The 23,369-nt window shown below is 72.5% G+C and carries 22 protein-coding genes and 2 pseudogenes; 9 read left to right on the top strand and 15 right to left on the bottom strand.

The annotated features are described in order from the left end of the window. Positions 1-168: 168 nt before the first annotated feature. Positions 169-915 carry a PIG-L deacetylase family protein gene (locus EST54_RS02130; RefSeq protein ID WP_129244360.1) on the top strand — a complete coding sequence of 249 codons (747 nt, stop codon included), beginning with the start codon at positions 169-171 and terminating at the stop codon, positions 913-915. Between the two features lie 123 nt (positions 916-1,038). On the opposite strand, the gene EST54_RS02125 is transcribed toward EST54_RS02130, so the two are convergent. Further along, positions 1,039-1,986: an alpha/beta fold hydrolase gene (locus tag EST54_RS02125; RefSeq protein WP_239012745.1), complete on the bottom strand. Its 948-nt coding sequence runs from the start codon at positions 1,984-1,986 to the stop codon at positions 1,039-1,041. 496 nt (positions 1,987-2,482) lie between these two features. Between EST54_RS02125 and EST54_RS02120 the strand changes: the two genes are divergently transcribed. Both EST54_RS02120 and EST54_RS02115 read left to right on the top strand, forming a co-directional pair. Next, positions 2,483-3,217, top strand: a complete 735-nt coding sequence (locus EST54_RS02120; protein WP_174244143.1) for a carbonic anhydrase — start codon at positions 2,483-2,485, stop codon at positions 3,215-3,217. Between the two features lie 142 nt (positions 3,218-3,359). Then, the gene (locus tag EST54_RS02115; RefSeq protein WP_129244358.1) at positions 3,360-3,941 is read left to right on the top strand and encodes a Uma2 family endonuclease; all 582 of its coding nucleotides are present in this window, start codon (positions 3,360-3,362) and stop codon (positions 3,939-3,941) included. A 55-nt stretch (positions 3,942-3,996) separates the two neighbouring features. Here EST54_RS02115 and EST54_RS02110 read toward each other — a convergent pair whose 3' ends face one another. Next, complete coding sequence (locus EST54_RS02110; RefSeq protein ID WP_129244356.1) at positions 3,997-4,422, bottom strand: ATP-binding protein; 426 nt, start codon at positions 4,420-4,422, stop codon at positions 3,997-3,999. A 204-nt stretch (positions 4,423-4,626) separates the two neighbouring features. On the opposite strand from EST54_RS02110, the gene EST54_RS02105 reads away from it, so the two are divergent. The 3 genes from EST54_RS02105 to EST54_RS02095 are packed head-to-tail and all read left to right on the top strand — an operon-like array spanning position 4,627 to position 7,162. Further along, positions 4,627-5,394 (top strand): IclR family transcriptional regulator, encoded by a 768-nt coding sequence (locus tag EST54_RS02105; protein ID WP_129244353.1) that lies wholly within the window; start codon positions 4,627-4,629, stop codon positions 5,392-5,394. Positions 5,395-5,432: 38 nt separating this feature from the next. Next, the gene (glpK, locus tag EST54_RS02100; protein WP_129244351.1) at positions 5,433-6,950 is read left to right on the top strand and encodes a glycerol kinase GlpK; all 1,518 of its coding nucleotides are present in this window, start codon (positions 5,433-5,435) and stop codon (positions 6,948-6,950) included. A 26-nt stretch (positions 6,951-6,976) separates the two neighbouring features. Further along, positions 6,977-7,162, top strand: coding sequence for a hypothetical protein (locus tag EST54_RS02095; RefSeq protein ID WP_129244349.1), 186 nt, complete (start codon positions 6,977-6,979; stop codon positions 7,160-7,162). A gap of 120 nt (positions 7,163-7,282) precedes the next feature. On the opposite strand, the gene EST54_RS02090 is transcribed toward EST54_RS02095, so the two are convergent. Continuing rightward, entirely contained in the window at positions 7,283-8,557 is a 1,275-nt protein-coding gene (locus EST54_RS02090) for an ArgE/DapE family deacylase (protein ID WP_129244347.1), read from the bottom strand. A gap of 172 nt (positions 8,558-8,729) precedes the next feature. Here EST54_RS02090 and EST54_RS02085 point away from each other — a divergent pair, with 172 nt between their 5' ends. Then, positions 8,730-9,167, top strand: a complete 438-nt coding sequence (locus EST54_RS02085) for an Lrp/AsnC family transcriptional regulator (protein WP_129244345.1) — start codon at positions 8,730-8,732, stop codon at positions 9,165-9,167. 210 nt (positions 9,168-9,377) lie between these two features. Here EST54_RS02085 and EST54_RS02080 read toward each other — a convergent pair whose 3' ends face one another. From EST54_RS02080 to glyA, 5 genes are all read right to left on the bottom strand, one after another. After that, complete coding sequence (locus EST54_RS02080) at positions 9,378-10,007, bottom strand: sarcosine oxidase subunit gamma (protein ID WP_129244343.1); 630 nt, start codon at positions 10,005-10,007, stop codon at positions 9,378-9,380. Beyond that, positions 9,997-12,891, bottom strand: coding sequence for a sarcosine oxidase subunit alpha family protein (locus tag EST54_RS02075; RefSeq protein ID WP_129244341.1), 2,895 nt, complete (start codon positions 12,889-12,891; stop codon positions 9,997-9,999). The genes EST54_RS02080 and EST54_RS02075 overlap by 11 nt, the downstream gene beginning before the upstream one ends. Further along, positions 12,888-13,166: a sarcosine oxidase subunit delta gene (locus EST54_RS02070; protein ID WP_129244339.1), complete on the bottom strand. Its 279-nt coding sequence runs from the start codon at positions 13,164-13,166 to the stop codon at positions 12,888-12,890. The genes EST54_RS02075 and EST54_RS02070 overlap by 4 nt, the downstream gene beginning before the upstream one ends. Positions 13,167-13,182: 16 nt before the next feature. Beyond that, on the bottom strand, positions 13,183-14,400 hold the full coding sequence (locus tag EST54_RS02065; RefSeq protein WP_244942426.1) for a sarcosine oxidase subunit beta family protein: 1,218 nt from the start codon (positions 14,398-14,400) through the stop codon (positions 13,183-13,185). A 97-nt stretch (positions 14,401-14,497) separates the two neighbouring features. Then, on the bottom strand, positions 14,498-15,772 hold the full coding sequence (gene glyA / locus EST54_RS02060; RefSeq protein ID WP_129244335.1) for a serine hydroxymethyltransferase: 1,275 nt from the start codon (positions 15,770-15,772) through the stop codon (positions 14,498-14,500). Positions 15,773-15,925: 153 nt separating this feature from the next. Between glyA and EST54_RS02055 the strand changes: the two genes are divergently transcribed. After that, positions 15,926-16,597, top strand: coding sequence for a GntR family transcriptional regulator (locus tag EST54_RS02055; protein WP_129244333.1), 672 nt, complete (start codon positions 15,926-15,928; stop codon positions 16,595-16,597). A 136-nt stretch (positions 16,598-16,733) separates the two neighbouring features. After that, positions 16,734-17,039, top strand: a pseudogene (locus EST54_RS02050) (DUF817 family protein); the annotation flags it as partial. A 28-nt stretch (positions 17,040-17,067) separates the two neighbouring features. Here EST54_RS02050 and EST54_RS02045 read toward each other — a convergent pair. From EST54_RS02045 to EST54_RS02015, 7 genes and pseudogenes are all read right to left on the bottom strand, one after another. Continuing rightward, the gene (locus EST54_RS02045) at positions 17,068-18,567 is read right to left on the bottom strand and encodes a glycosyltransferase 87 family protein (protein WP_129244331.1); all 1,500 of its coding nucleotides are present in this window, start codon (positions 18,565-18,567) and stop codon (positions 17,068-17,070) included. Then, complete coding sequence (locus tag EST54_RS02040; protein WP_338059676.1) at positions 18,564-19,361, bottom strand: class I SAM-dependent methyltransferase; 798 nt, start codon at positions 19,359-19,361, stop codon at positions 18,564-18,566. Before EST54_RS02040 ends, EST54_RS02045 begins: the two co-directional genes overlap by 4 nt. Positions 19,362-19,423: 62 nt before the next feature. Then, entirely contained in the window at positions 19,424-20,080 is a 657-nt protein-coding gene (locus tag EST54_RS02035) for a TIGR04282 family arsenosugar biosynthesis glycosyltransferase (protein ID WP_129244327.1), read from the bottom strand. Positions 20,081-20,157: 77 nt separating this feature from the next. Then, positions 20,158-20,349 (bottom strand): annotated as a pseudogene (locus tag EST54_RS02030) (glycosyltransferase); the annotation flags it as partial. Between the two features lie 248 nt (positions 20,350-20,597). Next, complete coding sequence (locus EST54_RS02025; protein ID WP_129244325.1) at positions 20,598-21,014, bottom strand: hypothetical protein; 417 nt, start codon at positions 21,012-21,014, stop codon at positions 20,598-20,600. Beyond that, positions 21,011-22,156, bottom strand: coding sequence for a molybdopterin-dependent oxidoreductase (locus EST54_RS02020; protein WP_129244323.1), 1,146 nt, complete (start codon positions 22,154-22,156; stop codon positions 21,011-21,013). The genes EST54_RS02025 and EST54_RS02020 overlap by 4 nt, the downstream gene beginning before the upstream one ends. 150 nt (positions 22,157-22,306) lie before the next feature. After that, positions 22,307-23,329 (bottom strand): ornithine cyclodeaminase family protein, encoded by a 1,023-nt coding sequence (locus EST54_RS02015; protein ID WP_129244321.1) that lies wholly within the window; start codon positions 23,327-23,329, stop codon positions 22,307-22,309. Positions 23,330-23,369 lie beyond the last annotated feature (40 nt).

Here is a 23,369-nt window from a genome sequence, read left to right as displayed (position 1 = left end):
CCGCCCACCCGGTGGCCGCCCCCCAGGCGTGTCACGATCGAAGCGGGGCCGTCCGCACACCGGGACCGCTACCGAAGATCACCTGCGACACGGCACACGGAGCACGGCACACCCCACGCGGGGCGCGCCACCAGGACGGGAAGGACCGGACGGGAAGGAAGGGACCCGATGCCCGCCGAACACCTCTCCCCCATGCCCAAGGACTGGCAGCGTGCGCTCGCCGTCGTCGCCCACCCCGACGACCTCGAATACGGAGCCGCGGCCGCGATCGCCGAATGGACCGCCGCGGGGCGCGAGGTCAGCTACCTCCTGGTCACCCGCGGCGAGGCCGGTATCGACGGGCTCCCACCGGCCGAGTGCGCCGCGGTCCGCGTGAAGGAGCAGCGGGCCGGCGCCTCGCTCGTCGGCGTCCACAGCGTCGAATTCCTCGACCACCACCATGACGGGGTCATCGAGCCCGGCCGGACGCTGCGCCGCGACCTGTCCGCGGCCATCCGGCGCCACCGCCCCGAGCTCCTGATCACCCTCAATCACCACGACACCTGGGGCGGCGGCCACTGGAACTCCCCGGATCACCGGGTGGTCGGCCGGGCGGTCCTCGACGCGGCGGGCGACGCCGGCAACCGCTGGATCTTCCGCGACCTCACCGGCGCGAAGGGCCTGGCGCCCTGGAACGGCGTCCGCTGGGTGGCCGTTGCGGGCTCCCCGCACCCCACGCACGCCGCCGAGGTCGGCCCCGGCATCGACCGTGCGGTCGCCTCCCTGGCGGCGCACGCCACCTACATCAAGGGCCTGCGCGGCCCCGAGCAGGATCCGCGCACCTACGCCCGCACCTTCATCGAGCAGATGCTGCGCAACGGCGGCGAACGCTACCGGGGCCACCCCGCCACGCTCTTCCAGGTCTTTCCCCGCTAGGCCCTGTCGTCAAATTTCCGTCGTTCGCCCGGAGGGCGGGCCCCGCGGCGTCTGGTCAGGGCCTGGGGAGCGCCTCCCGGGTCACCCCGGGGTCGTGACGCTCCTCCGGCCACCGACTACCGGCTACCCCTGGAAGGTGCCCCCGGGCAGGGCTCCGGCCACGAACCCGGTCACCAGCCCCGCGATCTCCTCCGGCCGCTCCAGCACCATCGCATGCGTCCCGTCCACCTCCGCGACGGTCACGTACGGCCGGGTCCGCGCCAGCGCGTCCAGGTCGCGTGCCAGGCCCCGGGCGTACGCCGCCATCAGCGCGTCGAACCACGGCGGCATGCCCGGCATCCGCGGGTTGGGGCGCAGCGCCCGGGCGATCAGCAGCGGCCGCGTCACCCTCCGGTACAGCGCGAACAGATCGAGCCCCGCCAGCGCCTCCTGCACCTGAAGCGCCTGTGCCCGGGCCGGCCGCAGAAACAGCCGCCCGTCGGCCGTCTCCCCCAGCGACCGCCGCACCCCGGCCGTCATCAGTTCCGCCGGAATGCCCAACGCGTCAGCCATGGCGGCCTGGAAGCCGAGCACCCCGTCCAACGCCTCGGCGTCGAAGGTCCGTCCGCCCGCCTCCCGGGCCAACTCGCGTACCTCCGCCAGCCGTTCCCGTACGTACTCGGGGTCCAGTCCCGGGTACTGCTCCGGGCGCCCGAACCAGTGCCCGTCGAGATTCACGGCGGCCGGCGCTCCCCCGTCCCGCTCGTCGCGCCCAAGACACTGCGCGGCCACCATCCCGCCCAGCGAATGCCCCACCACCACGGCCTCCGGCGCCCCGCAGGCCGCCAGCACCGCCCGTACGTCCTCGACCGCCACCTCGCACGACCACGGCGCGGCGCCGTCCCCCGACCGCCCGTGCCCCCGCAGATCCATCGCCCACACCCGGTGCCGCTCGGCCAGCAGCGGCGCGACCCGCTCCCAGTCCAGCAGCGTGCGCCCCGCCCCGTGCAGCAACAACAGCGGGGGCCCGTCCCCGCCGTGGTCCCGAACGGCCAACTCCACGCCGTCGTCCGCCCGGTACACCGCATCCATGCCTGCGCTCCCCGTCACGTTCTTCGCTGTCCTGCCCTTCGCTGTCATGCCCTTCACGCTAGGCCCGGAATAAGCCTTCAAGATCATCTCTGGGAAGGACGACAACGGCCCCCGTTTCGGGTGACAATGGATCAACCCCCTTTTCCCGCAGGGCTGTCCGGGACCATGGGGCAGCCCCTCCTCGTCCGGCTCGTCCGAGTGCGCTTCGCCTGCCGCCCGCCGGACCACAGGGAGACCCGGCCACGACGGGCGGGACGCCGAGGGCGGGACGCCACGTTTGGGTGAGTCCTTCCGCCCTTGCGCTCCTGAGGAACGTCGAGTCCTCCCGGCCTCGTGCCTTGGTCGCTCGGGCGACGTCCGTGCCGGTTTCTGTGGGCCGTCGGTGGCAAAGCGGCCCACGCCCGCTTGCGCCTGCCGCCCCGTTCCCGGACCGCGCTGAACAATCGCCCTGGTCACGTCATACGGACGTGTGCCAGCGGACTGAGGGGAACGGCAGATGGACAGAACGGGACAGCCGGATCGCAGATCTCTGCTCGCCGGTGGACTCGCGATCGCCACGGCCGCGCTCGCGGGGTGCTCCTCGACGAGCGCCGCCCCGGTGGCGGCCAGCGCCTCGCCCACAGCGCGGCCGACCACGCCCGCTGCGGCCTTCACGAGGTTGATGGAGGGCAATGCGCGCTGGGTGAGCGGCAACCTTCAACACCCCGACCGGGATCCGAACCGGCGCCAGTTCGTGGCCATGAAGCAGAAGCCTTTCGGGTCGGTCCTCTCGTGCATCGACTCCCGGGTGCCGCCGGAACTCCTCTTCGACACCGGGCTGGGCGACCTCTACGTGATGCGCACGGGCGGGGAGGCGGTCGGCCCGGTGGTCACGGGTTCCGTGGAGTACGGGCCCATGACCAGCGGCACTCCGCTCATCGTGGTCCTCGGGCATCAGCGTTGTGGCGCCGTCGAGGCGTCGTACAAGTCCCTCCGGGACGGCAAACCGCTGCCCGGCAACCTGGAGGCGATCGCCCGGGCGCTGCGGCCGGCGTACGAGAAGGCACGCCGGGAAGGCGGTGCCGACCCGGTCGACACCATGGCCCGCGCCCAGGTCACGCTGACCGCGGCGAACCTGCGTTCCAACCAGGACCTGGCCCCCCTCGTGAAAAAGGGCTCCCTTGCCGTGGTCGGCGCCTACTACTCGCTCGACACCGGCAAGGTCGAGGTCCTGGCCGGGGCGCCTTCCTGACCGCCGGAGGAGACGGACGCCCGGAGCGGCCGGCGGCAGCACGGGAAGGCGGAAAGGGCCGGGCTCAACGGGGCCCGGCCCTTTCCACCGCACAAGGATCTGGAGGAGAACGGGGTGAGCTGCGAGCCGCTACCGTGAAGCCATGACCGCACTGCCCGACTGGATGCGCCCGCCACGCGCGGAAGGCTGGTTCGCGGAGGACCTGGACCGCCTCCCCGAGGCACCACGCCACACCGAGCTGATCGACGGAGCACTCGTCTTCATGATGTCCCCGCAGCGGTCGTGGCACGGCCGCCTCGTCACCGGCCTCACGGTGGCACTCATGGCTCAGGCCCCGGACGGCATCGAGGTCGAGCGAGAGATGACCATCCGCCTGGACGCCCGCAACCGTCCAGAGCCAGACCTGCTGCTGACCACCGCCCCCTACGACGCAGACCGCACCTGGTTCGCTCCGGAGGACGTCCTGCTCGTCATCGAGGTCGTCTCGCCGGAGTCCGCCCATCGCGACCGGACCGTCAAGCTGCGCAAGTACGCCGAGGCCGGCATTCGCCACTACTGGTGCATCGAAGACGAGGGCACCGTCCCAGCCGTGCACGCTTATGAACTCGACGAGCCGACCGCCTCGTACGCACCGGCCGGAATTTTCCGCCACACGCTCCGGCGGTCCCTGCCGTTCGACATCAGCCTCGACCTGGACACGCTCGCGCCGGGCCGGGCCGGCTGAGACGACAGCTTCAGGCCGGCGCCCCGTCATCCGTGTGCCGTCCGGGCCCACCGGCTCACACCGTGAGGAACTCCGCCCACCGGGTGGTGCCGCCCGGGTGGACCTGGGTGCCGCACTCGGCGGACAGGGCGGTGACGATGCCGATGCCGCGGCCGTGCTCGCCCGCGCAGGGCTCGACGGCCGGTCGGCCGTCCGCCGCCGCGGGCCCCGCGTCGGTGACCTCGACGCGCAGGGTGTCGCGTCCGTCGGCCCCGGCCCGGGACAGCCGCAGCGCCGCCGGCGGCAGGGCGTGGACGACCGCGTTGGTGATCAGCTCCGAGATCACGAGGAGCGCGTCCTCGGCGAGGTCCGGGGCCAGGTTCCAGTCGGCCAGGACCGTGCGCATCCGCCGGCGTACGACCGAGACGGCCTCGGGGATGTGGGGCAGCGGACAGACATGTTCGGACGCCTCCCGAACCGCCGCGTCAAGCTGTGCCGTCATGTCTCCTCCTCGGAGGCAGGCCCCCGGCAGGCTGAACGCCGGGCCTGAGAAGGACGCTATGAGGGACGGCGGGGGCGGTCAATGAACAGCGGTCGGCATTACCGAACGGCTGCTGAGGACGGCCGGCTCTCCCCGCTGATGCCGACTCTCCCCGCTGATGCCGACCCTTCCCGCTGATGCCGACCGCGGGACTACGATTGCCTCATGGCCGGCCCGGTCCAGTCGATCGAACGGGCGGCGGCGATTCTGCGTCTGCTCGCCAGCGGGCCCCGTCGGCTCGGGCTGGGTGAGGTGGCCGCGTCGCTCGGACTGGCGAAGGGCACCACCCACGGCATTCTGCGCACCCTGCAGAACATCGACTTCGTCGAGCAGGACCCGGCGACCGGAAAGTACCAGCTCGGGGCCGCGCTGCTGCATCTGGGCACCAGTTACCTCGACGTGAACGAGCTGCGGTCGCGCTCCATCAACTGGGCCGACGCCCTGGCCGCCCGCAGTGGGGAAGCGGTCCGCCTGGGCGCCCCTCTGGAGGGCAAGGTGCTCATCGTCCACCATGTCTTCCGCCCCGACGACACCCTCCAGACCCTGGACGTGGGCGCGCTGCTGCCGCTGCACGCCTCCTCGCTCGGCAAGGTGCTGCTGGCGTTCGGCAGCGTGCCCTTGGAGCCGGCCGTGGAGGCCGGGCTGGAGGCGTACACCCGGCACACCCTGATCACCCCGGAGCGCCTCACCCGGGCGCTCTCCGAGGTCCGGGAGCTCGGGTGGGCCGCCGAAGTACAGGAAATGATCACGGGCGAGGCCGGCGTCGCCGCGCCGATCCGGGGCCACGGTGGCCTCGTGGTGGGCGCCATCGGCGCCTCCGGCACGGTCGAGCGGATCTGCGACGCCAAAGGGGTCCCGCAGCCGGCCCTGGTCACCCAGGTCCGCCACGCCGCCCGGGCGATCTCCCGAGATCTGGGGGCCGCCCGCTGGTGAGCCCCACCGCCCTCGTGCACCGCAACGGAAGGCTGATCATGGTTGAGAGGTATGTGATGTCCATCGACCAGGGCACCACCTCCACCCGATGCATCCTGTTCGACCACCAGGGGCGGCTGGTGTCGGTCGCCCAGCGGGAGCACCAGCAGCACTTCCCCCGGCCCGGGTGGGTCGAGCACGACGCCGTCGAGATCTGGCACACCCTGGAGCGGGTGGTGCCGCAGGCGCTCTCCGACGCCGGTGTCAGCCCCGAGGAGGTCGCCGCCATCGGGATCGCCAATCAGCGCGAGACGACCGTGCTGTGGGACCGGCGGACGGGCACCCCGCTGGGCAGGGCGATCGTCTGGCAGGACACCCGTACGGCTCCGCTGGTCGAGGAGCTCAGAAGCCGGCCCGGGGACGCGTTCTTCCTCGAACGCTGCTGCCTGCCCCCGTCCACGTACTTCTCCGCCCCCCGGATCCGCTGGCTGTTCGACCACGTCGACGGGCTGCGGCAGCGGGCCGAGGACGGCGAGGTGCTGTTCGGCACGATGGAGAGCTGGCTGATCTGGAACCTCACCGGCGGGCCGGCCGGCGGTATGCACCTCACCGACGTCACCAACGCCAGCCGCACCATGCTCATGAACATCAGCACCCTCGACTGGGACGAGGAGCTGCTGGAGTTCTTCGGGGTCCCCCGCCCGATGCTCCCGGAGATCCGCTCCTCGGCCGAGACCTACGGCGCCGCTCGTTCCGTCCTCCCGGGCGTGCGTATCACCGCGGCACTCGGTGACCAGCAGGCGGCGCTGTTCGGGCAGACCTGCTTCGCCCCAGGTGAGGCGAAGTGCACCTACGGAACCGGAAGTTTCCTGCTGCTCAATACCGGCACCGAGCTCGTACGGTCCCGGCACGGACTGCTCACCACGGTCGCCTACAAGATCGAGGACCAGCCCGCGGTCTATGCGCTCGAAGGCCCGATCGCCGTCACCGGCGCGCTGGTCCAGTGGTTCCGCGACCGGCTGGGGCTGATCAGCACCGCCCCCGAGATCGAGACCCTCGCACGCGCCGTCGAGGACAACGGCGGCTGCTACATCGTCCCGGCGTTCTCCGGCCTGTACGCGCCGCACTGGCGCAGCGACGCCCGCGGCGTCATCGTCGGCCTCACCTCGTACATCACCAAGGAGCACCTGGCCCGCGCCGTACTGGAGGCCACCGGCTGGCAGACCCGGGAGGTGGTCGACGCCATGAACGCCGACTCCTCGCTCGCCCTGAAGGTGCTCAAGGTGGACGGCGGCATGACGTCCGACAACCTGCTCATGCAGTTCCTGGCCGACGTGCTCGACGTGCCCGTGGTGCGCCCCATGGCCGTCGAGACGGTCTCCCTGGGCGCCGCCTACGCCGCCGGGCTCGCCGCCGGCTACTGGCCCGACCTGGAGATCCTGCGCCGCAACTGGCACCGGGCCGCCCAGTGGCTGCCGGACATGGACCCGCAGCGGCGCCGGTCGGAGTACGACAACTGGAAGCGGGCGGTCGAGCGCTCGCTGGGCTGGATCCGGTCGCCGAACCCGCCGCCCTGACGGCTCGTTTGCCGGCCCGTTTCCCGGTGGCCGTCAGCACGACCACGAAGACGAGCGAGGCGAGGGCGATCCAGTTGGTGACCGGAGCGCCCGGCATGCGGAAGTCGACGGCGGGCAGCAGTCCGGCGCCCAGCGCCCGCATGATTGCCCTCGTCGGGCGTGGCCGTGCCGGCGTCGCCGCCGCCGACAGCTTGCTGCTCAACCTTCGCTGAGGTCATGGGTATCCCTTCGCTCCATGTGCCGATGGCGATGACCTGGGTTCGTGCCGATGGCGATGGCCTGCGTTTGTGCCGACTGCTCGGTGCCGGCTGTTCGGTGCCGACGGTGCGGAGTTATTTCGTGCCGACGGTGCGCAGTACCGCGAGGACGAGGGTGCGGGTCACCGCGGCGATCTCGGAGAGGGAGACCTGCTCCCGGGCGCTGTGGGCCAGTCGCACATCGCCGGGCCCGAACTGCACGGTCGGGATGCCCTCGGCGGCGTACAGGCGCAGGTCGCTTCCGTAGGGCGCGCCGCGCTCGCGCACCCGCGGGCCGCCGACCGCGTCGGCGTGGGCGTCCCGGACCAGGGCGCCGAGCGGATGGCCGCTCGGCAGCCGGCCGCTGGCGAACCGGCCACCGGGCCAGCTCACGGTCGCCGGGTGAGCGCGCAGCCAGGGATCGTCCGCGCAGGCTTCGGCCACGCAGGTCTCGAAGTCGGCGACCGCCTCGGCGGGATCCTCGCCGAGCCGGACGCCCAGCCGGCCCTCGGCGACGAGGCGGTCGGGCACACTGCTCGCCCAGTCGCCCGCGCGCAGCGTGCCGACGGAGAGGGCGTAGGGGAGGGCGGACTCCGCCATCAGCGGGTCAACCACCGCGTTGCGCCGGGTTTCCAGCCGGGCCAGCGCCCGGTGGATGGGCAGGTACGCGTCGATGGCGCTGGCTCCCGCGTCGCGGGTGCTTGCGTGGGTGGCCCGGCCCGGGACCTCGATGCGGAAGGTCAGCGCGCCTGCGTTCGCGGTCACCAGCGTGCCGCTGGTCGGTTCGGTGATGACGCAGGCGTCACCGGTGTGTCCGCGCTGGAGGGTGGCGAAGGCACCCAGCCCGCCGTCCTCCTCACTGACCACGACGTGGGCGGCCACCCGGCCGCGCAGCCGGGCTCCGCTCGCGCGGATCGCCGCCAGCGCGGCGAGGTTGGCGACCAGTCCGGCTTTCATGTCGCAGGCGCCACGGCCGTGGACGACGTCCCCGACCACCCGCGGTGTGAAGGGATCGCCGTCCCACTGCCGGAGGTCGCCGGGCGGGACCACGTCGACGTGGCCCTGAAGGATCATGGTCGGCCCGTCACCGGTGTCCGAGGTGGTCGCCACCAGCCCCCAGGCTTCGTCGCGCGGTGCCTCGGTCCCCGGGAAGCCGGGGTGCGCACGCAGCGCGGGCAGGTCCAGGGACCACAGATCGACGTCGAGCCCGAGCCGGTCCAGATGTGCCGCCAGCCGGTGCTGCATGCCGGACTCGGCGGCGCTCCCGGTCACGCTGGGGATCGCGAGCAGCTCCAGCAGCGTCCGGGCGATGGCCGCCTCGTCGATCGCCGCCAGGGCAGCGGATTCCTCGGCACTGAGCGCTGCGGTCATACGGTCCCTCGCGTTCACGTCGTTGCGACTGAGGGTCTGGATGCTATGTTCGGGCCGTTTACGCAATCAATTGCCGTATCTTGTCTTCTGGTTTCGATTTCTTGCTTACTTCAAGCCGTTGTGGAGATAAATTGCACGCCACCTCGGCTGCCCGTTCCGTGGAGGTAGCGGCGTGGACACCATCGATGAAGAGATCATCCGGTGCGTTCTGCGGAACGCCCGGAGCACGTATGCCGAGATCGGTGAGGCGGCCGGGCTCTCCGCGCCGGCTGCCAAGCGGCGGCTCGACCGGCTCGTCGCCACGGGGGCGATTCGTGGCTTCACCGCGCTGATCGACACCCGGGCGCTGGGCTGGCGGACCGAGGCGTACGTCGAGGTGTACTGCAAGGGCAATCCCTCGCCCGCCGAGCTGCAACGGGACCTGGAGGGGATCCCGGAAGTCGTCGAGGCATGCACCGTCTCCGGCGCGGCGGATGCGGTGGTGCACATGCTCGCCAAGGACATCGCGCACCTTGAGCAGGCCATTCAGCGGGTCCGCGAGGCCCCCGTCATCGACCGCACCGAGAGCGTGATCGTGCTGTCCCGCCTGCTCGACCGGCCCCGGCTGTGAGCAACCGCGGCGTCAAGCAGAACCTGCCTGCGTACGGCGGCACCCGGCGCGGCCATCAGGCAGGCCGGCAGCCGGAACCCGGTCGGCATCACCCACGCCCTGCGCCCCCTTCGCCGGGCGCAGGCGTGGGTGCCCGGATCCCGCTTCAGCGCCGGCGTCCCGGGCCGGGCGACCCGGCCGGTGCGCTGCGATGCGGAAGACGCTGAGGGTTTACCGCGGAACCTCGGGAGAGCGGAATTCGGTCATGGCGTCGAGCAGCCAGTCGGCCAGGTAGGGCGCGAAGGAGCCGCGCACCAGGAGGTGGTAGGTCGGACCGGTGTCGATCTGACGGAGGATCACGGCGGCGCGGGCGAGCAGCGTCTGGGCGCAGCGGCCCGGGCCGAAGGCGCGCGGGTGGAGATCGAGCGAGCAGCCCTTCTCCAGCACCTCCCGCGCACAGGGGCCGCTGATCTCCAGGGTGGTGCGGTTCGCCGACACGTCGACCACGGCTCCGTGGCCGTCGCCGAGCGCGTCCCGCACGACCGCCTCGATGGCCGGGGCGTCGCCTTCCGGGCCGACGACCAGCCATTCGTCGGGACCGAGCCAGAGCACCGTCCGCTCCGTCGCACCGGCCGCGGTGCGCACGCCGCCGGGCTCCACCGGCAGGGCGGGCAGTCCCAGCGCCCCGGCCACGCGGGCCGCCGCGGGGGACGAGGGGTCGAGCCGCAGGGTCACCTGCGCCGCGCAGGGCAGTTCCCGCAGCCGGACCCCGCGCGGTCCCTCGACGTCGGCCGCCGCGAGGAGGTGGGCGCGGTGGTGCAGCGGGCTGCGGGCACGTGGGGTGGTCACCTCAGCCGTCACGGCGGGTTCCTTCCTTGTCGTAGAAGACCGGCTCGGTCACGGTGGCCCTGACCGTGCGCCCGACGAGGGGCACTTGGAGGCTCTGGCCGAGGCGGTTGCGGCCGTCCTTGACCAGGGCGAGGGCGAAGGTGTGCCCGAGCACGGCGCTGCGGTAGCTGGAGGTGACGTGCCCCAGCATGGGTACCGGGCCGCTCTCCGTCGTGGTGGGTACCCCGTCGGCGACCAGCTGTGCTCCCTCGGGGAGCAGCTCGGTGGGATCGTCCGGCAGCAACCCGACCAGGTGCTTGCGGTCGGGGCGTGCGGTGTCGGGGCGGCGGTAGGAGCGTTTGCCGACGAACTCCTTGCGCTTGGAGACGACCCAGCCCATGCCCAGGTCCTCGGGCGTGACGGTGCCGTCGGTGTCCTGGCCGACGATGATGAACCCCTTCTCCGCCCGCAGCACATGCATGGTCTCGGTGCCGTAGGGGGTGATGTCGTACGCCGCCCCCGCCGCCATCACGGCGTCCCACACGGCCCGGCCGTGCCAGCTTGCGACGTTGATCTCGAAGGCGAGCTCACCGGAGAAGGAGACCCGCGCGATGCGGGCCGGGACGCCGTCGGCCAGGCGCGTCTCGCGGAAGTCCATGAACGCGAACGCCTCGGCCGACAGGTCCAGATCCGGCGCGAGGTGCGCAAGGACGGCCCGGGACTTCGGGCCCACCACGGCGACGGTGGCCCACTGCTCGGTCACCGAGGTGCAGTGCACGCGCAGGTCGGGCCATTCGGTCTGCAACCACATCTCCATCCACTCCAGCACCGCCGCGGCGCCGGAGGTCGTGGTGGTGGCCAGGTAGCGGTCGGGGGCGAGCCGCATGACCACACCGTCGTCGAACACCATGCCGTCGGCCTTGCACAGCACGCCGTACCGGCAGGAGCCGACCTTGAGCTTGGCGAAGGCGTTGGTGTAGAGGCGGTTCAGGAACTCGCCGGCGTCCGGTCCCTGGATGTCGATCTTGCCCAGGGTGGAGGCGTCCATGACGGCGACGGCCTCGCGGGCGGCCCGGCACTCGCGCAGGACCGCGGCCTCCATGGTCTCGTCCGGTCGCGGGTAGTACCAAGGCCGCTTCCACTGGCCGACGTCCTCGAACGCGGCGCCGTGCGCGACATGCCAGTCGTGGATCGGCGTCACGCGTACCGGGTCGTTCAGGTGGCCGCGGTCCCGGCCGGCGAGCAACGCGAAGGACACCGGTGTGTAGGGCGGACGGAACGTCGTCGTGCCGACCTCGCCGGGCGACCCCACGCCCAGTGCTTCGGCGATCGCGCCGATCGCGACGACCGCGCCGGTCTTGCCCTGGTCCTGCCCGGTGCCGATGGTGGTGTAGCGCTTGATGTGCTCCACCGAGCGCATCCCTGCCCCGATGGCCCGGTGGATATCGGCGACGGTGGCGTCGCGCTGGAGGTCCACGAAGTGGGTGTGCCACGTCGGGGGTTCGCCGGCCCCTCCGGGGATCGTCCACAGGGCCCGCGCGGGAGCGGGCGGCGCGTCCTGCGCACGCGGGCGGGCCGGCGGGGCGTCATCGGTGAACCCGGCCCGCGCGGCGGCCTCGGTGCCGGCGGCCGTGCCCTCGTCGAGGCAACCGGCAAGGTGGCACGTGCCGTTCGCCGCGCCGGCCGTGACGAGGCCCTTCGGGCGCCGCTCGGGTACGAACGCGGCCAGGCTCTCGTCGTAGCGCAGCGTGCCCTGTGCCTGACCGAACAGATGGAGTACGGGGTTCCAGCCTCCCGAGACCGCCAGGAGGTCGCACGGGACCGCGGTGGCGTCCGCCGCTCCCCCGCGCCGGTCCAGCGGCGCGATCCACGCCGCGGTGAGCGACGGGTCGCCGTCGGTGCCCACGACGGCCGATCCGGTCCGCACCTCCACGCCCGCGGCACGGACCTGCGCGACCAGTGCCGGCGGCGGCTCGGGCCGGGCGTCGACCAGGACGGGCACCTGCACGCCCGCGGCGACCAGGTCGATCGCCGTGGCGTACGCGCTGTCGTTGGTGGTGACGACGACCGCCCTTCGGCCGGGCAGCACCGCGTACCGGTTGACGTAGGTGCGCACCGCGTGGGCGAGCATCACCCCGGGCCGGTCGTTGTCGGCGAACACCAGGGGCCGTTCGTGCGCCCCGGTGGCCAGCACGGTCTGCCGGGCCCGCACATGCCACAGCCGCTGGCGCGACACCCCGGGCAGCGGCGTACTGCCGAGATGGTCGGTGCGGCGCTCGGCGACCAGCACCAGTCCGTGGTCGTGGACGCCGACGGCCGTGGCACGGGTGAGCAGACGGACCTCCGGCAGTGCGGTGAGCTCGTCACGGGCCGAGGCGACCCAGTCGGACGCGGGCGCGTGGTCGATCCGCTCCGCACGGGAGGAGAGCAGCGACCCGCCGAGCTCGTTCTGCTCGTCGACCAGGATCACCCGTGCTCCGGAGCGGCCGGCCGCGAGGGCCGCGGCCAGCCCCGCGGGGCCGCCCCCGATGACCAGGACGTCGCAGTGCACGTACTTCTTGTCGTAGAGCGCGGTGTCCTCACGCGGGTCGAGGCGCCCCTTCCCGGACAGGCTCCGTGCCGACAGGCCGTCGAAGAGCTCCACGGTGGTGGCCGGCAGCATGGGCTCCTGGCACGGCCCGTCGAGCTGGACCAGGGCGTTGGGCTCTTCGACGCCCGCGGCGACGATGCCGCGGGCGCGCCGGCGGTAGATGCTCGGTGCGACCGTGCGGACACCGGAGGCGAGCAGCGCCGAGGCGAGGGTGTCTCCGCGATGGCCGTGGTAGCGGGTGCCGTCGAAGGTGAAGCTCAGGGAAGCCGAGCGGTCGATGCGGCCGCCGCGGGCAAGGCGGTGCGGGTTCGCGGGCGTCTCGGTCATGGGTGCACCGGATTCGTCGTGCCGGTCCGGTGGACGGCGAGGATGTCGTTGCAGGTGGTGTCGCGGACGAGGGTGAACCAGCGGCGGCAGCCCGCGGTGTGGACCCACTGCTCGGTGAAGGGGCCCTCGGGGTTGTCCCGTACGAAGAGGTACTCGGCCCACTCGGCGTCGGTCAGCGTCTCCGGGGCCTCGGGGTAGGGGACATGGGCCTGGCCCCCGTAGCCGAATTCGGTCTCGTCCCGGTCGCCGCACCACGGGCAGGGGATGAGCAGCATGGTGGGTGGCTCCTTGTCAGTGGGCGACGGCGGCCGCGCCGTGCTCGTCGATGAGCGCGCCGGTGGTGAACCGCTCCAGGCCGAAGGGCGCATTGAGCGGATGGGGTTGCCCGGTGGCGATGGTGTGGGCGTAGACCCAGCCGGCGGCGGGTGTGGCCTTGAAACCGCCGGTGCCCCAGCCGCAGTTGACCAGCAGGTTCTCCACCGGGGTGAGCCCGACGACCGGGGAGGCGTCGGGCGAGACGTCCACCACGCCGCCCCAGGTCCGGATCACATGGGCCCGGCCGAAGAGGGGGAACAGCTCCAGCGCCGCGGCCATCTGCGCTTCGATGATCTGCACGCTGCCGCGCCGGGTGTAGGAGGGGTAGGCGTCGATGCCCGCGCCCATGACCAGCTCGCCCTTGTGCGCCTGGCTGACGTAGACATGCACATGGTTGGACATCACGACACACGGGTGCACGGGCTCCAGGAGCTCGGAGACCAGCGCCTGCAGCGGGTGGCTCTGGATCGGCAGGCGCAGCCCCACCCGCGCGGCGAGGGTGCTGGTGTGGCCGGCCGCGGCCAGCGCCACCTTGCCCGCGTTGATCCGGCCACGGGTCGTCTCCACGCCGACCACCCGGTCGCCGTCGCGGAGGAAGCCGGTCACCTCGCAGCCCTGGATCAGGTCGACACCGTAGGCGTCCGCCTTCCGGGCCAGCGCCCAGGCCACGTGGTCGTGCTTGGCGATGCCGGCGCGCGGCTGGAGCGTGGCGCCGAGGACCGGATAGCGCGCGTCGGAGGAGGTGTTGACGATCGGGCAGAACTTCTTGACGTCCTCGGTGGAGAGCCATTCCGCGTCCACGCCGCCCAGCCGGTTGGCGTGCACCCGGCGGACGCCCTCGCGGACGTCCTGCAGCGTGTGGGCGAGGTTGAGCACACCGCGCTGGCTGAACAGGAAGTCGTACTCCAGCTCCTCGGGCAGCACCTCCCACAGCTTCAGGGCGTGTTCGTAGAGCGCGGCGCTCTCGTCCCACAGGTAGTTGGAGCGGATGATCGTGGTGTTCCGCGCCATGTTGCCGCCGGCCAGCCAGCCGCGCTCCAGTACGGCGACGTTGGTGATGCCGTGGTTCTTCGCGAGGTAATAGGCGGTGGCCAGGCCGTGTCCGCCGGCGCCGACGACGACGACGTCGTACGACGGCTTCGGATCGGGGTTCCGCCAGAGCCAGTCGGGGTGTTCGGGCAACTCGTGCGACACGGCGCCTCCTGTTCGACGAGGGGATGGAGCGGTCGGCGGAACACCACGGCGCGGTCGCCGTGGAGCAGGACCCGGTGCCGCGGTCATGGCACCCTGCTCACAGCTGCGGGTAGAGCGGGTACTTGGCCGCGACCGCGGCCACCCGGTGCCGCAGCGCGTCGGCATCGTGGTCCGGACGCAACGTCAGGCTGATCACGTCGGCGACCTCGCGGAAGTCCTCCGGGCCGAGGCCGCGGGTGGCCAGTGCGGGCGTGCCGATCCGCAGGCCGGAGGTGACCATCGGCGGGCGCGGGTCGAAGGGCACGGCGTTCCGGTTGACCGTGATGCCGATGGAGTGCAGCCGGTCCTCGGCCTGCCGGCCGTCCAGCTCCGCTTCCCGCAGGTCGACCAGGACCAGGTGCACCTCGGTTCCGCCGGTCAGCACCCGCACGCCGGCCTCGCGGGAGTCGTCCGCCAGCAGCCGGCCGGCGAGCGCCCGCGCTCCGGACAGGGTGCGCCGCTGCCGCTCGGCGAACTCCGGCGCCCCCGCGAGGGAGAAGGCCACGGCCTTGGCCGCGATCACATGCTCCAGCGGGCCTCCCTGCTGACCGGGGAAAACGGCAGAGTTGATCTTTTTGGCCAGCGCCGCGTCCTGGGTGAGGATCACGCCGCCGCGCGGACCGCCCAGCGTCTTGTGCGTGGTGGTGGTGACGACATGGGCGTACGGCACGGGCGACGGGTGCAGGCCGGCCGCGACCAGGCCGGCGAAGTGCGCCATGTCCACCATCAGGTACGCCCCGACCGCGTCGGCGATCCGGCGGAAGCGCGCGAAGTCGAGGTGGCGGGGGTAGGCGGACCACCCCGCGACGATCACCTTGGGACGGTGCTCCTGGGCGAGCCGCTCGACCTCGTCCATGTCGATCAGGCAGTCGGTCTCGCGGACGTGATAGCCCACGACGCGGTACAGCTTGCCGGAGAAGTTGAGGCGCATGCCGTGGGTCAGATGACCGCCGTGTGCCAGGTCCAGCCCGAGGATGGTGTCGCCGGGGTCCAGGAGCGCCATCATCGCGGCGGCGTTGGCCTGTGCGCCGGAGTGCGGCTGGACGTTGGCGAACCGCGCGCCGAAGAGTGCGGTCACCCGGTCCACGGCCAGGCGCTCCACGACGTCCACATGTGCGCAGCCGCCGTAGTAGCGGCGCCCCGGATACCCCTCGGCGTACTTGTTCGTCAGCACCGAGCCCTGCGCCTGCATCACCGCGCGGGGCGCGAAATTCTCCGACGCGATCATCTCCAGCGTCGACTGCTGCCGGCGCAGTTCATGGCCGATGGCCTCGGCGACCTCGGGGTCGATCTCGTCGAGCGACCGGTCCAGCAGACCTTGCTGACTGCTCATGTGTACTCCGCAACGCCAGAGGGAGAGTCTTCCTGCCGCACCCGAGGTGGCTGCGGATCACGGGAACAAGATCACGGGAGCCACCGCCACCCGAGTCTGAAATTCGACTAGAAACAGGACTGATATTTCAGTTCTCCGCCTAAGCTAGGCCGCATGACTGCCCACGTCAACACGTCCGCCCGGCAGGATCGCCACGGCACCCCGCCGTCGCTGACCGACCAGGCATACGAGGCGATCCGAGACCTGATCGTCACCCTGCAGATCCGGCCCGGCGCCCCGATCAGCGAGGAACAGCTGATGCGCCGGCTCGGCCTCGGTCGCACGCCCATCCACCAGGCGATCAAGAGGCTGGAGTCCGAGCGGCTGGTGGCGATCTTCCCGCGCCGCGGCACCTTCGCCACCGAGGTCAACATCACCGACCTCGCACTCATCACCGAGGTCCGGCTTCAGCTGGAGGGCCACGCCGCCTACAGCGCCGCGAAGCGCCGCACCCGCGCCGAGCAGGAGGAACTCCGCCGGCTGCTCGAAGAGTTCGACGAGCCCGCGACCACCGACGCGGACCTCATGCGGCTGGACACCGAGGTGCACCGGGCGATCTACCGGTGCACCCACAACAGCTACCTCGAAGCCACGCTGGGGAGTTACTACAACCTCGCCACGCGCATCTGGCACTTGTTCCTCGATCGCCTGCCGCACGTCTCCGAGCACATCGAGCAGCACCGGCCGCTCCTGGAAGCGATCATCGCGGGCCACGCCGACCAGGCACGCGACCTCGCCCGCGCGCACGTCTCCCAGTTCGAGAGCACCGTCCGCTCCGCGCTGTGACCCGGTGCAACCGAAGAGGTGCGGCTCCGAGACCGCCCCGCCCCGGCCGGGGCGGGGGCTACGGCCAGTTGGCGGCCGAAAGGCCGGCGGCCGGGGTGGCCGTTCGTAGCGGCGGACGGGTGCCGGTCAGCGGTTTCCCGCCGCAACCTTCCCCCTGGCCGGACTGCTGGTGGCCGTCACGGCGGGCACCGTCGTGCACTTCACCGTGCGCGGGGTACGCCGACGGATGCCGCTGGCGTTGTCGTTCGTGCTGATCGGCTTCTTCCTGTGGGTGGCGGAGAACCTCGCCACCTACCTGGGCGCCTGGCGCTACCCCTACCAGCTCCACGGCTGGCAGCCCGTCGCCGTGGACAAGATCGGCGCCTGGTCCCTGTTGATCAGCATCACCGTCGTCCTGGTGGCAGCCGCCGGCCGGCCGGGTGCGGCTCGTCGACGCGGCTGACCGGTTCGCCGGCCGACATCCGCGGCCGCTACCGGTCCAGCTGCCCCGGGCCGGGCCGGGGGGATCGGTTGCCGACGTGGGACGCCACGATGCGGCGGGCCCGGCCGGAGCGCAGGTACGCGCCGGTGGCGATCACGAGCGCCGCGCATCCGTAGGCACAGGCCTGGAGGGGGAATCCGGGGAGGAGCCGGCCGCCCAGGTAGAGGGCGGTGCCGGCGAGGGTGACGGTCAGCCACTCCCAGCGGCCGTCCATGGCGACGAGAGCCACCACGAGCAGCGAGTACCAGGGATAGCTCGGGGAGAACAGGAGCAGGGTCGCGCCGGTGAGCAGCAGGGCGCCGCGCCAGGGGCGCGCCGGGTCACCGCGCCACCACACGAAGAGCCCGATCAGCGCGAGCACAACGGCCGCGGTCGCGCCGGCGGCGGCGTCCGGCAACACCAGTCGCAGCAGGGCGAAACGGTGGACGTGGCCGGGTTCGTAGCCCTCCTCGTGGAGATACCCGGGCAGGTAGCCCAGGACGCCCGCGCCGGAGGCGGCGACGTAGGGCAGGTAGGCGAGCGCGACGGTGCCGACGACGGCCGCGACGACGCGCAGCACGCGGGCCGGGCCGCGTTGCCCGGACAGGGCTCCGGGCAGGGCCAGGACCGGCAGGATTTTGACCGCGATCGCGGCGCCGAGCAGCGCACCGCGGCGGACTCCCGCGGTGGCGGTGCCGAGCGCGAGCACGACGCACAGCACGCCGAGCGTGTCGATGTGGGCGTTGTTGACCGCTTCCAGTGCGACGGCCGGGCACCAGGCCCACAGCGCGGCCCGGGCCGGGGCCCGCCGCGGGTCGCCGCGACGGCGCAGGACGCGGAGCAGCGCGAGGGTCGTAGCGAAGGCCAGGACGGCGCCGCCGACTTGGAGCGGCTTGTGGCGGCTGTCGGCCGGGGACAGCGTGTGCACGGCGAGGTACCAGCCCTCGGCGAGTGGGGGGTAGATGGTGGGGACGGTGGGCCGGTTGATGCGGACGCAGAGGCCGTCGTCGGTGCGCGTGATCCCCCAGCCCTTGCAGGCCTGGGGTGGGGGGAACAGCCAGTCGTCGCGCAGACGGGTCAGCTGTGGTGCGGCGGGCGGGTGGGCGTAGGGGGAGATTCCGGCGGCCTGGACGCGGCCGTCCCAGGCGTAGCGGTACATGTCGTTGCTGGTGCGCGGCTGCGCGGTGAGCCCGGCCAGCGCGATGGCGGCCGAGCCGGCCAGGACGAGGACGGTCGCGGCGCGGGCCGGGATTGTGCGTACGGCCCACACGGCAGCGGCGAACAGCGCCCAGGCGACGGCGTATCCCGCCAGAAGCCGGCCGGGCGCGCTCTGGTTGTCGCCTGAGTGGAGGGTGTGGACGAGGACGGCGGCGAGGGCGGCCAGGAGGGCGGCGGTCACGGCGACGCGGGTCCGGGTCCGGTGTCCGGTCGCCCGTGGGGAGCGGGTCGAGGAGGGGGGCGCGGTGGCGCCACCGGGGTCCGGCCGGTGCGGGGCGGCGGTGTCGGTCATGGGCGGTCCGGCCCTCCGGCAGGCGTGGGGTGTGCGGCGTCGGGGCCGTGGTGCAGGTGCTGGAATTCCAGGAAGGGGCGGTCGTCGGCGGTCCACCGGCCGGTGAGGACCCAGCCCGCGGCGTCGGCGGCGCGCAGCAGGGCGGTGGTGCCGAGGCGGGCCCAGGGAAAGGGGCGGCCGTGGTGGCCGTGGGCGTCCTCGACGCGGACGGTGAGGCGTTCGTCCACGTCCTGCGGGGCGGCTTCGGCCAGCAGGCGCCCGTCGGGTCGGGCGAGGTCGCGCAGGCGCGCGAGCAGCGCCGCCGGGTCGCCGCCGATGCCGACGTTGCCGTCCATCAACAAGACCGTGCCCCAGCGGCCTTCGCCCGGCAGCCGGTCGAAGACGGACCGCCGCAGGGCGGTTCCGCCCAGGCGGCGGGTGCGGGCGACGGCGACCGGGCTGACATCCACTCCGAGCGCCGGTGTCCCCCGGGCGGCCAGGGCCGCCACCAGTCGTCCCGGCCCGCAGCCGACGTCGAGGACGGGTCCCGTGCAGCGGTGCAGTACGCCGGTGTCGGCGGCGTCGGGCGCGGCGCAGAAGCGCTCCACGTCCAGGGGCAGCAGCTCGGCCGTCCCGTGGGCGCGGGGGGCAAGTCGGCGCAGGTACAGCGGACCGCGGCCGGCGCGCAGGGCACGACCGTAGGGGTCGTCCGTCCAGGGCTCCCCGGGCTCGACGGCGGTGAGCCGATCGGCGCGCCGCACCGGTGCCCGGAGCCGGGTGGGGAGCGTGACGTGCCGGAGGTTCTGCTCCGTCACGGTGCGCTCCACCGGCGCGGCCCGTCCGGTGACGGCAGTGCGTCTCCCGTTCGCCGTGCCGCTCATCGGACGGTCTCCGCGAGCGAGGCCAGGGTGGCGGTGAAGCGTGATCCGGGCCGGCAGCAGGCGGCCACCGCGGCGACGTCCGCGGCGGTGTCCACGTCGCGCAGCAACGGCAGGTCACCGACCGTCAGTCCGGCCTCGACGAGCCGGCGGCGCTGGACGTCCCCGGTGCGGTCGGTGGACATCGGTACCCCGCGGACGAGGGCTCCGGCGCCGGCCGGGTCGGCGAGGCCCAGGGCCCAGAAGCCACCGTCGGCCGCCGAGCCGAACCAGGCGTCGTGACCGTCGTGGCCGACACCGGCCAGGAGGTCCGGGGTGACCTGCGGGGTGTCCATGCCGAGCAGCAACGCCGGGCCGTCGTCGCAGTCCTCGAAGGCGGCGGCGATCCGCTCGTCGAGGCCGCCGGACGACTGCGGCACGACCTCGAAGCCGTGCGGCAGCCAGGGACCCGGGGTTCCGTCGAGGACGAGCACCCGGCGCCGGGCGGGGACGTGGAGCATCGTGTGGAGCGTGTCGGCCAGAGCCGCCTGGGCCAGGGCCGCCGCCTCCTGGGGGGTGTAGGGCGGGGTGAGCCGGGTCTTGACCCGCCCGGGGACCGGCTCCTTGGCGATGACCAGCAGGGTGACGGCGTCCCGGGCCGTGGCACGGGCGTTCATCGGACGCCTCCCGCGAGATCGGTCTCCGCCACCCGCCAGCCGGCGTCGGCGGCGCGGACCACCATCTGCAGGGGATAGCCCGCGTGGCAGGCGGCGCCGAAGCCGCGCCGCGGCTCATGGACGACATCCGCCCCCAGGGCGCGGGCGAGGTCCGGAGAACCGTCGGTGGAACCGTTGTCGACGACGATCGCGCGCCGGCCCGGCGGGATCCGCTCCAGCACGTACGGCAGGGCCTCGGCCTCGTCGAGACAGGGCAGCACGATGTCCACAGAAAAGGGGGAAATCTTGATCAACTCACTCACGCTACGGACGTGCAGCAGACGAAGGGATGTCGCGTCCGCACGGACCGCCGACGTCGCCTCCTGCTTCCGTCCTCGACAGGAATCCTGGTGTGACACTCGAAACGTAGGGAGGCGAACCCGGTGGCGGGCCGCTCGGCGCCAGGACGTCAGGGGTTCGTAACTTCGTGCGCCCGCGCGTCCTCGCCGACGGCTCGCCCCAGGGCCGCGCACACAAGTCACGCATCGGGCCGCCGACGACCGCGCCCGAACCCGCGCCCGAACCCGCGCGCGCCCAGCCAGAGCACCGTCACCACGGCCACGGTCACCACCGCGATCAGCCAGTTGCGCGGATAGTCCAGCGGTAGCACCGACGCGTTGGCCGTCTTCCCCGGCCGCAGCAGCACGGGCAGTGCCACCGCCGTCAACGCGCCCGCGACCAGCAGCGCCCCGCGGACCGGACCGCGCCCCCCGCCGCGTACCAGCACCCACCCGGCCAGCAGCACGAACGGGGCGATCACCGCGTCGTGCAGGAGGACCGCTCCGCCGAGCCACACCAGAACGTCCAGCGGGTCGCGGACGTCCGTCACCAGGGACACCCCGACGCCCATGAGCGCCACACCGGCGGCCCCCGCCACTACGCGCAGCGCCTTCACGCCAGCACCTCCAGTCGCCCGACCCATTTGGTCTGCAGCACGCCCGGCCGATTCGGGGCGATGAGCCGCGCCGGGTAACCGTGGTCAGGGTGGAGTTCCTCGCCGTTCACCCGCAGGGCGAGCAGCGTCAGCGGATCGTGGGCGTGCTCCCGCCCCAGTTCCGACACCCGGTAGCCGCCTCTCGGCTCCAACGACTCCACCCGTACGCGCGCATGCGCCGGCGCCCCCGCACCCGCCAGCAGGTCCAGCACCCGTACGCCGGTCCAGCGGGCCGACGCGCTCCAGCCCTCCACGCACGCGATCGGCAGCTCCACCTCGTGCTGGGGCAGGGCGCGCAGCTCGGCCAGGGTCAGGGTGTACGGCCGCGGGCCGGCCACCACCAGGCGGTACTCCTCGGCGGTGATCCCGCCGACCCTCGCCGCGGCGGCGGTCCGGTTGACCGGCAGCCCCTGCGGGCCCTTGTCGGGGCGGCGGGGCGCGAACAGCACGAGATCCTTCAGCGGGGTGAAGGACTGGCCCACGGTGGTCAGCGTGACGGCCCCGACGCCGGCGCCCACCACGGCCAGGAACGAGCGCCGATCGGGACCGTCCTGCACCGGCAGGGCCAGCGTCCCGGGCGACCGGCGGGTCCAATGCGCCCTGATCTCGGGGGCCTTGACCGCCAGGTGCAGCAGCAGCGCACCGACGACCAGCCACGCCACCGCGTAGTGCACGGGGACGAACGAGAACGGCCACGGATACCACTGGGCCGTGTTCAGCAGCCCGGTCGCCAACTCGAAGAGCGAACCGGCCACCAGCACCGCGATCGAGAGCCGCTCCAGGGCGTGTGTGACCGACCGCACCGGCGGCCATCCGAACAACCGCGGATACACCGCCCACAACTTCGCCAGCAGCAACGGAATCGCCGCGATGCCGGAGGCGACGTGCAGCCCCTGCGTGAGCCGGTAACCCCATGCCGGGCGGCTCGGGATGCTGTCGGCCAGCCAGTCCGGCGGGTGCTGCATGACGTGGCTGAACAGCCCGGTGACGAAGCACACGGCGAACGCCGACCCCAGCCACCGGCCGATCGAGGTCGCCGTGCGGGCATCGTGCAATCTGCCCTTGAATTCCGGTGGAAAGACTCGCAGTTTCATGTTTTCCATTCCAACGCGGCGCGTGGCCGTCGCGGAACAATTCAACTCTTACGGAACGCTGACATCCGTCGGCGCGATGCTCGCTGACGCTCCATGGCTTTCGGGCGAGAGCGTCCTGGGAAAGGGGGCGGAAATACCCCGCCCCCTACCCCCGGAGATTCAGAGGGGGAGCCGCACTCCGACACCGCGCTCCAGCGCGCGGTGCAGGAGCGCGTTCCCCACCGCGATGTCGCAGACGGCCATGCCGATGTTGCTGTTGACGATGATCTCGTCGGCGTGCTCACGGCCGGGCTGCACACCGGCCAGCACCTCGCCGATCTCGGCCGTCACCTCGGGCAGGCCGTCGGGGAAGTACCCCATGGACGCGAACAGTTCATGCTCCTCGACGCTGTCGACGAGGTACTTGTCAGCGCGCCGGGCGGTGCGCGGATCCCAGAAGGTGTTCAGGTCGCAGGGGAGGATCGTCTGTCCGGTGGTGACCCAGGCGTCCTTCACCACCGCGAGCGGCCGGCGCAGGATGACCGTCGCCGAGCTCAGCACCTCCGCGCTCCTGGTGACCGCCTCGGGCGACGCGCCCTTGATGATCCGTACCTCCAGCTCGGGTTGGAGCGTCGCGATCAGGGCGTCAGCGGCGGCCCCGTTGGTGTCGTAGACGTGGACGGTCTCCAGCCTGGGCATCGCCAGGGCCGCGTAGCGGACATGCTCGATTCCCTGCACGCCGCAGCCGAACATCCCGAACGTGGTGGCGTCGGGGTGCAGCGCGGCGGCGGCCAGAGCCGTCACCGCCGGGGTGCGCATGGCGGTCAGCCACGCCGAGTCCATGACCGCCAACGGCACCCCGGTGTGCACGTCGTTGAGTACGAGCAGCCCGGTGGTCTGCGGAAGAGCGCACGTGCGCGGGTTGTCCGGGTAGCACTCGATCCACTTCATGCCCACGATCCCCGGCCCGGGCAGGTAGGCCGGCATGGCGTGGTAGAAGACGTTGTCGTACGGGTGGACACCGATCTTGGCCGGCATCTCGTAGCGGCGGTGGCCGTGCTCGACCAGGGCCTGGCGGGTCAGTTCCAGGATGGCGTCACGCGTCAGCCCAAGGTGTTCGACGTCCTGTCGGGGCAGGTAGATCAGCTCCGAGCCGATCGTGAGCTGATCCGCGAGACGCTGCCGGTCGGTGGGGAAGGTCATGAGGGTCCTTCGCGTGTCGGTCCGCACCCGGCGGCCGTCG

It is taken from the genome of Streptomyces sioyaensis (genome assembly GCF_004122735.1).
Classification (GTDB): Bacteria; Actinomycetota; Actinomycetes; order Streptomycetales; family Streptomycetaceae; genus Streptomyces; species Streptomyces sioyaensis.
Note: the sequence above shows the minus strand (reverse complement) of the source record. Positions and strands in the feature narration are given on the sequence as shown.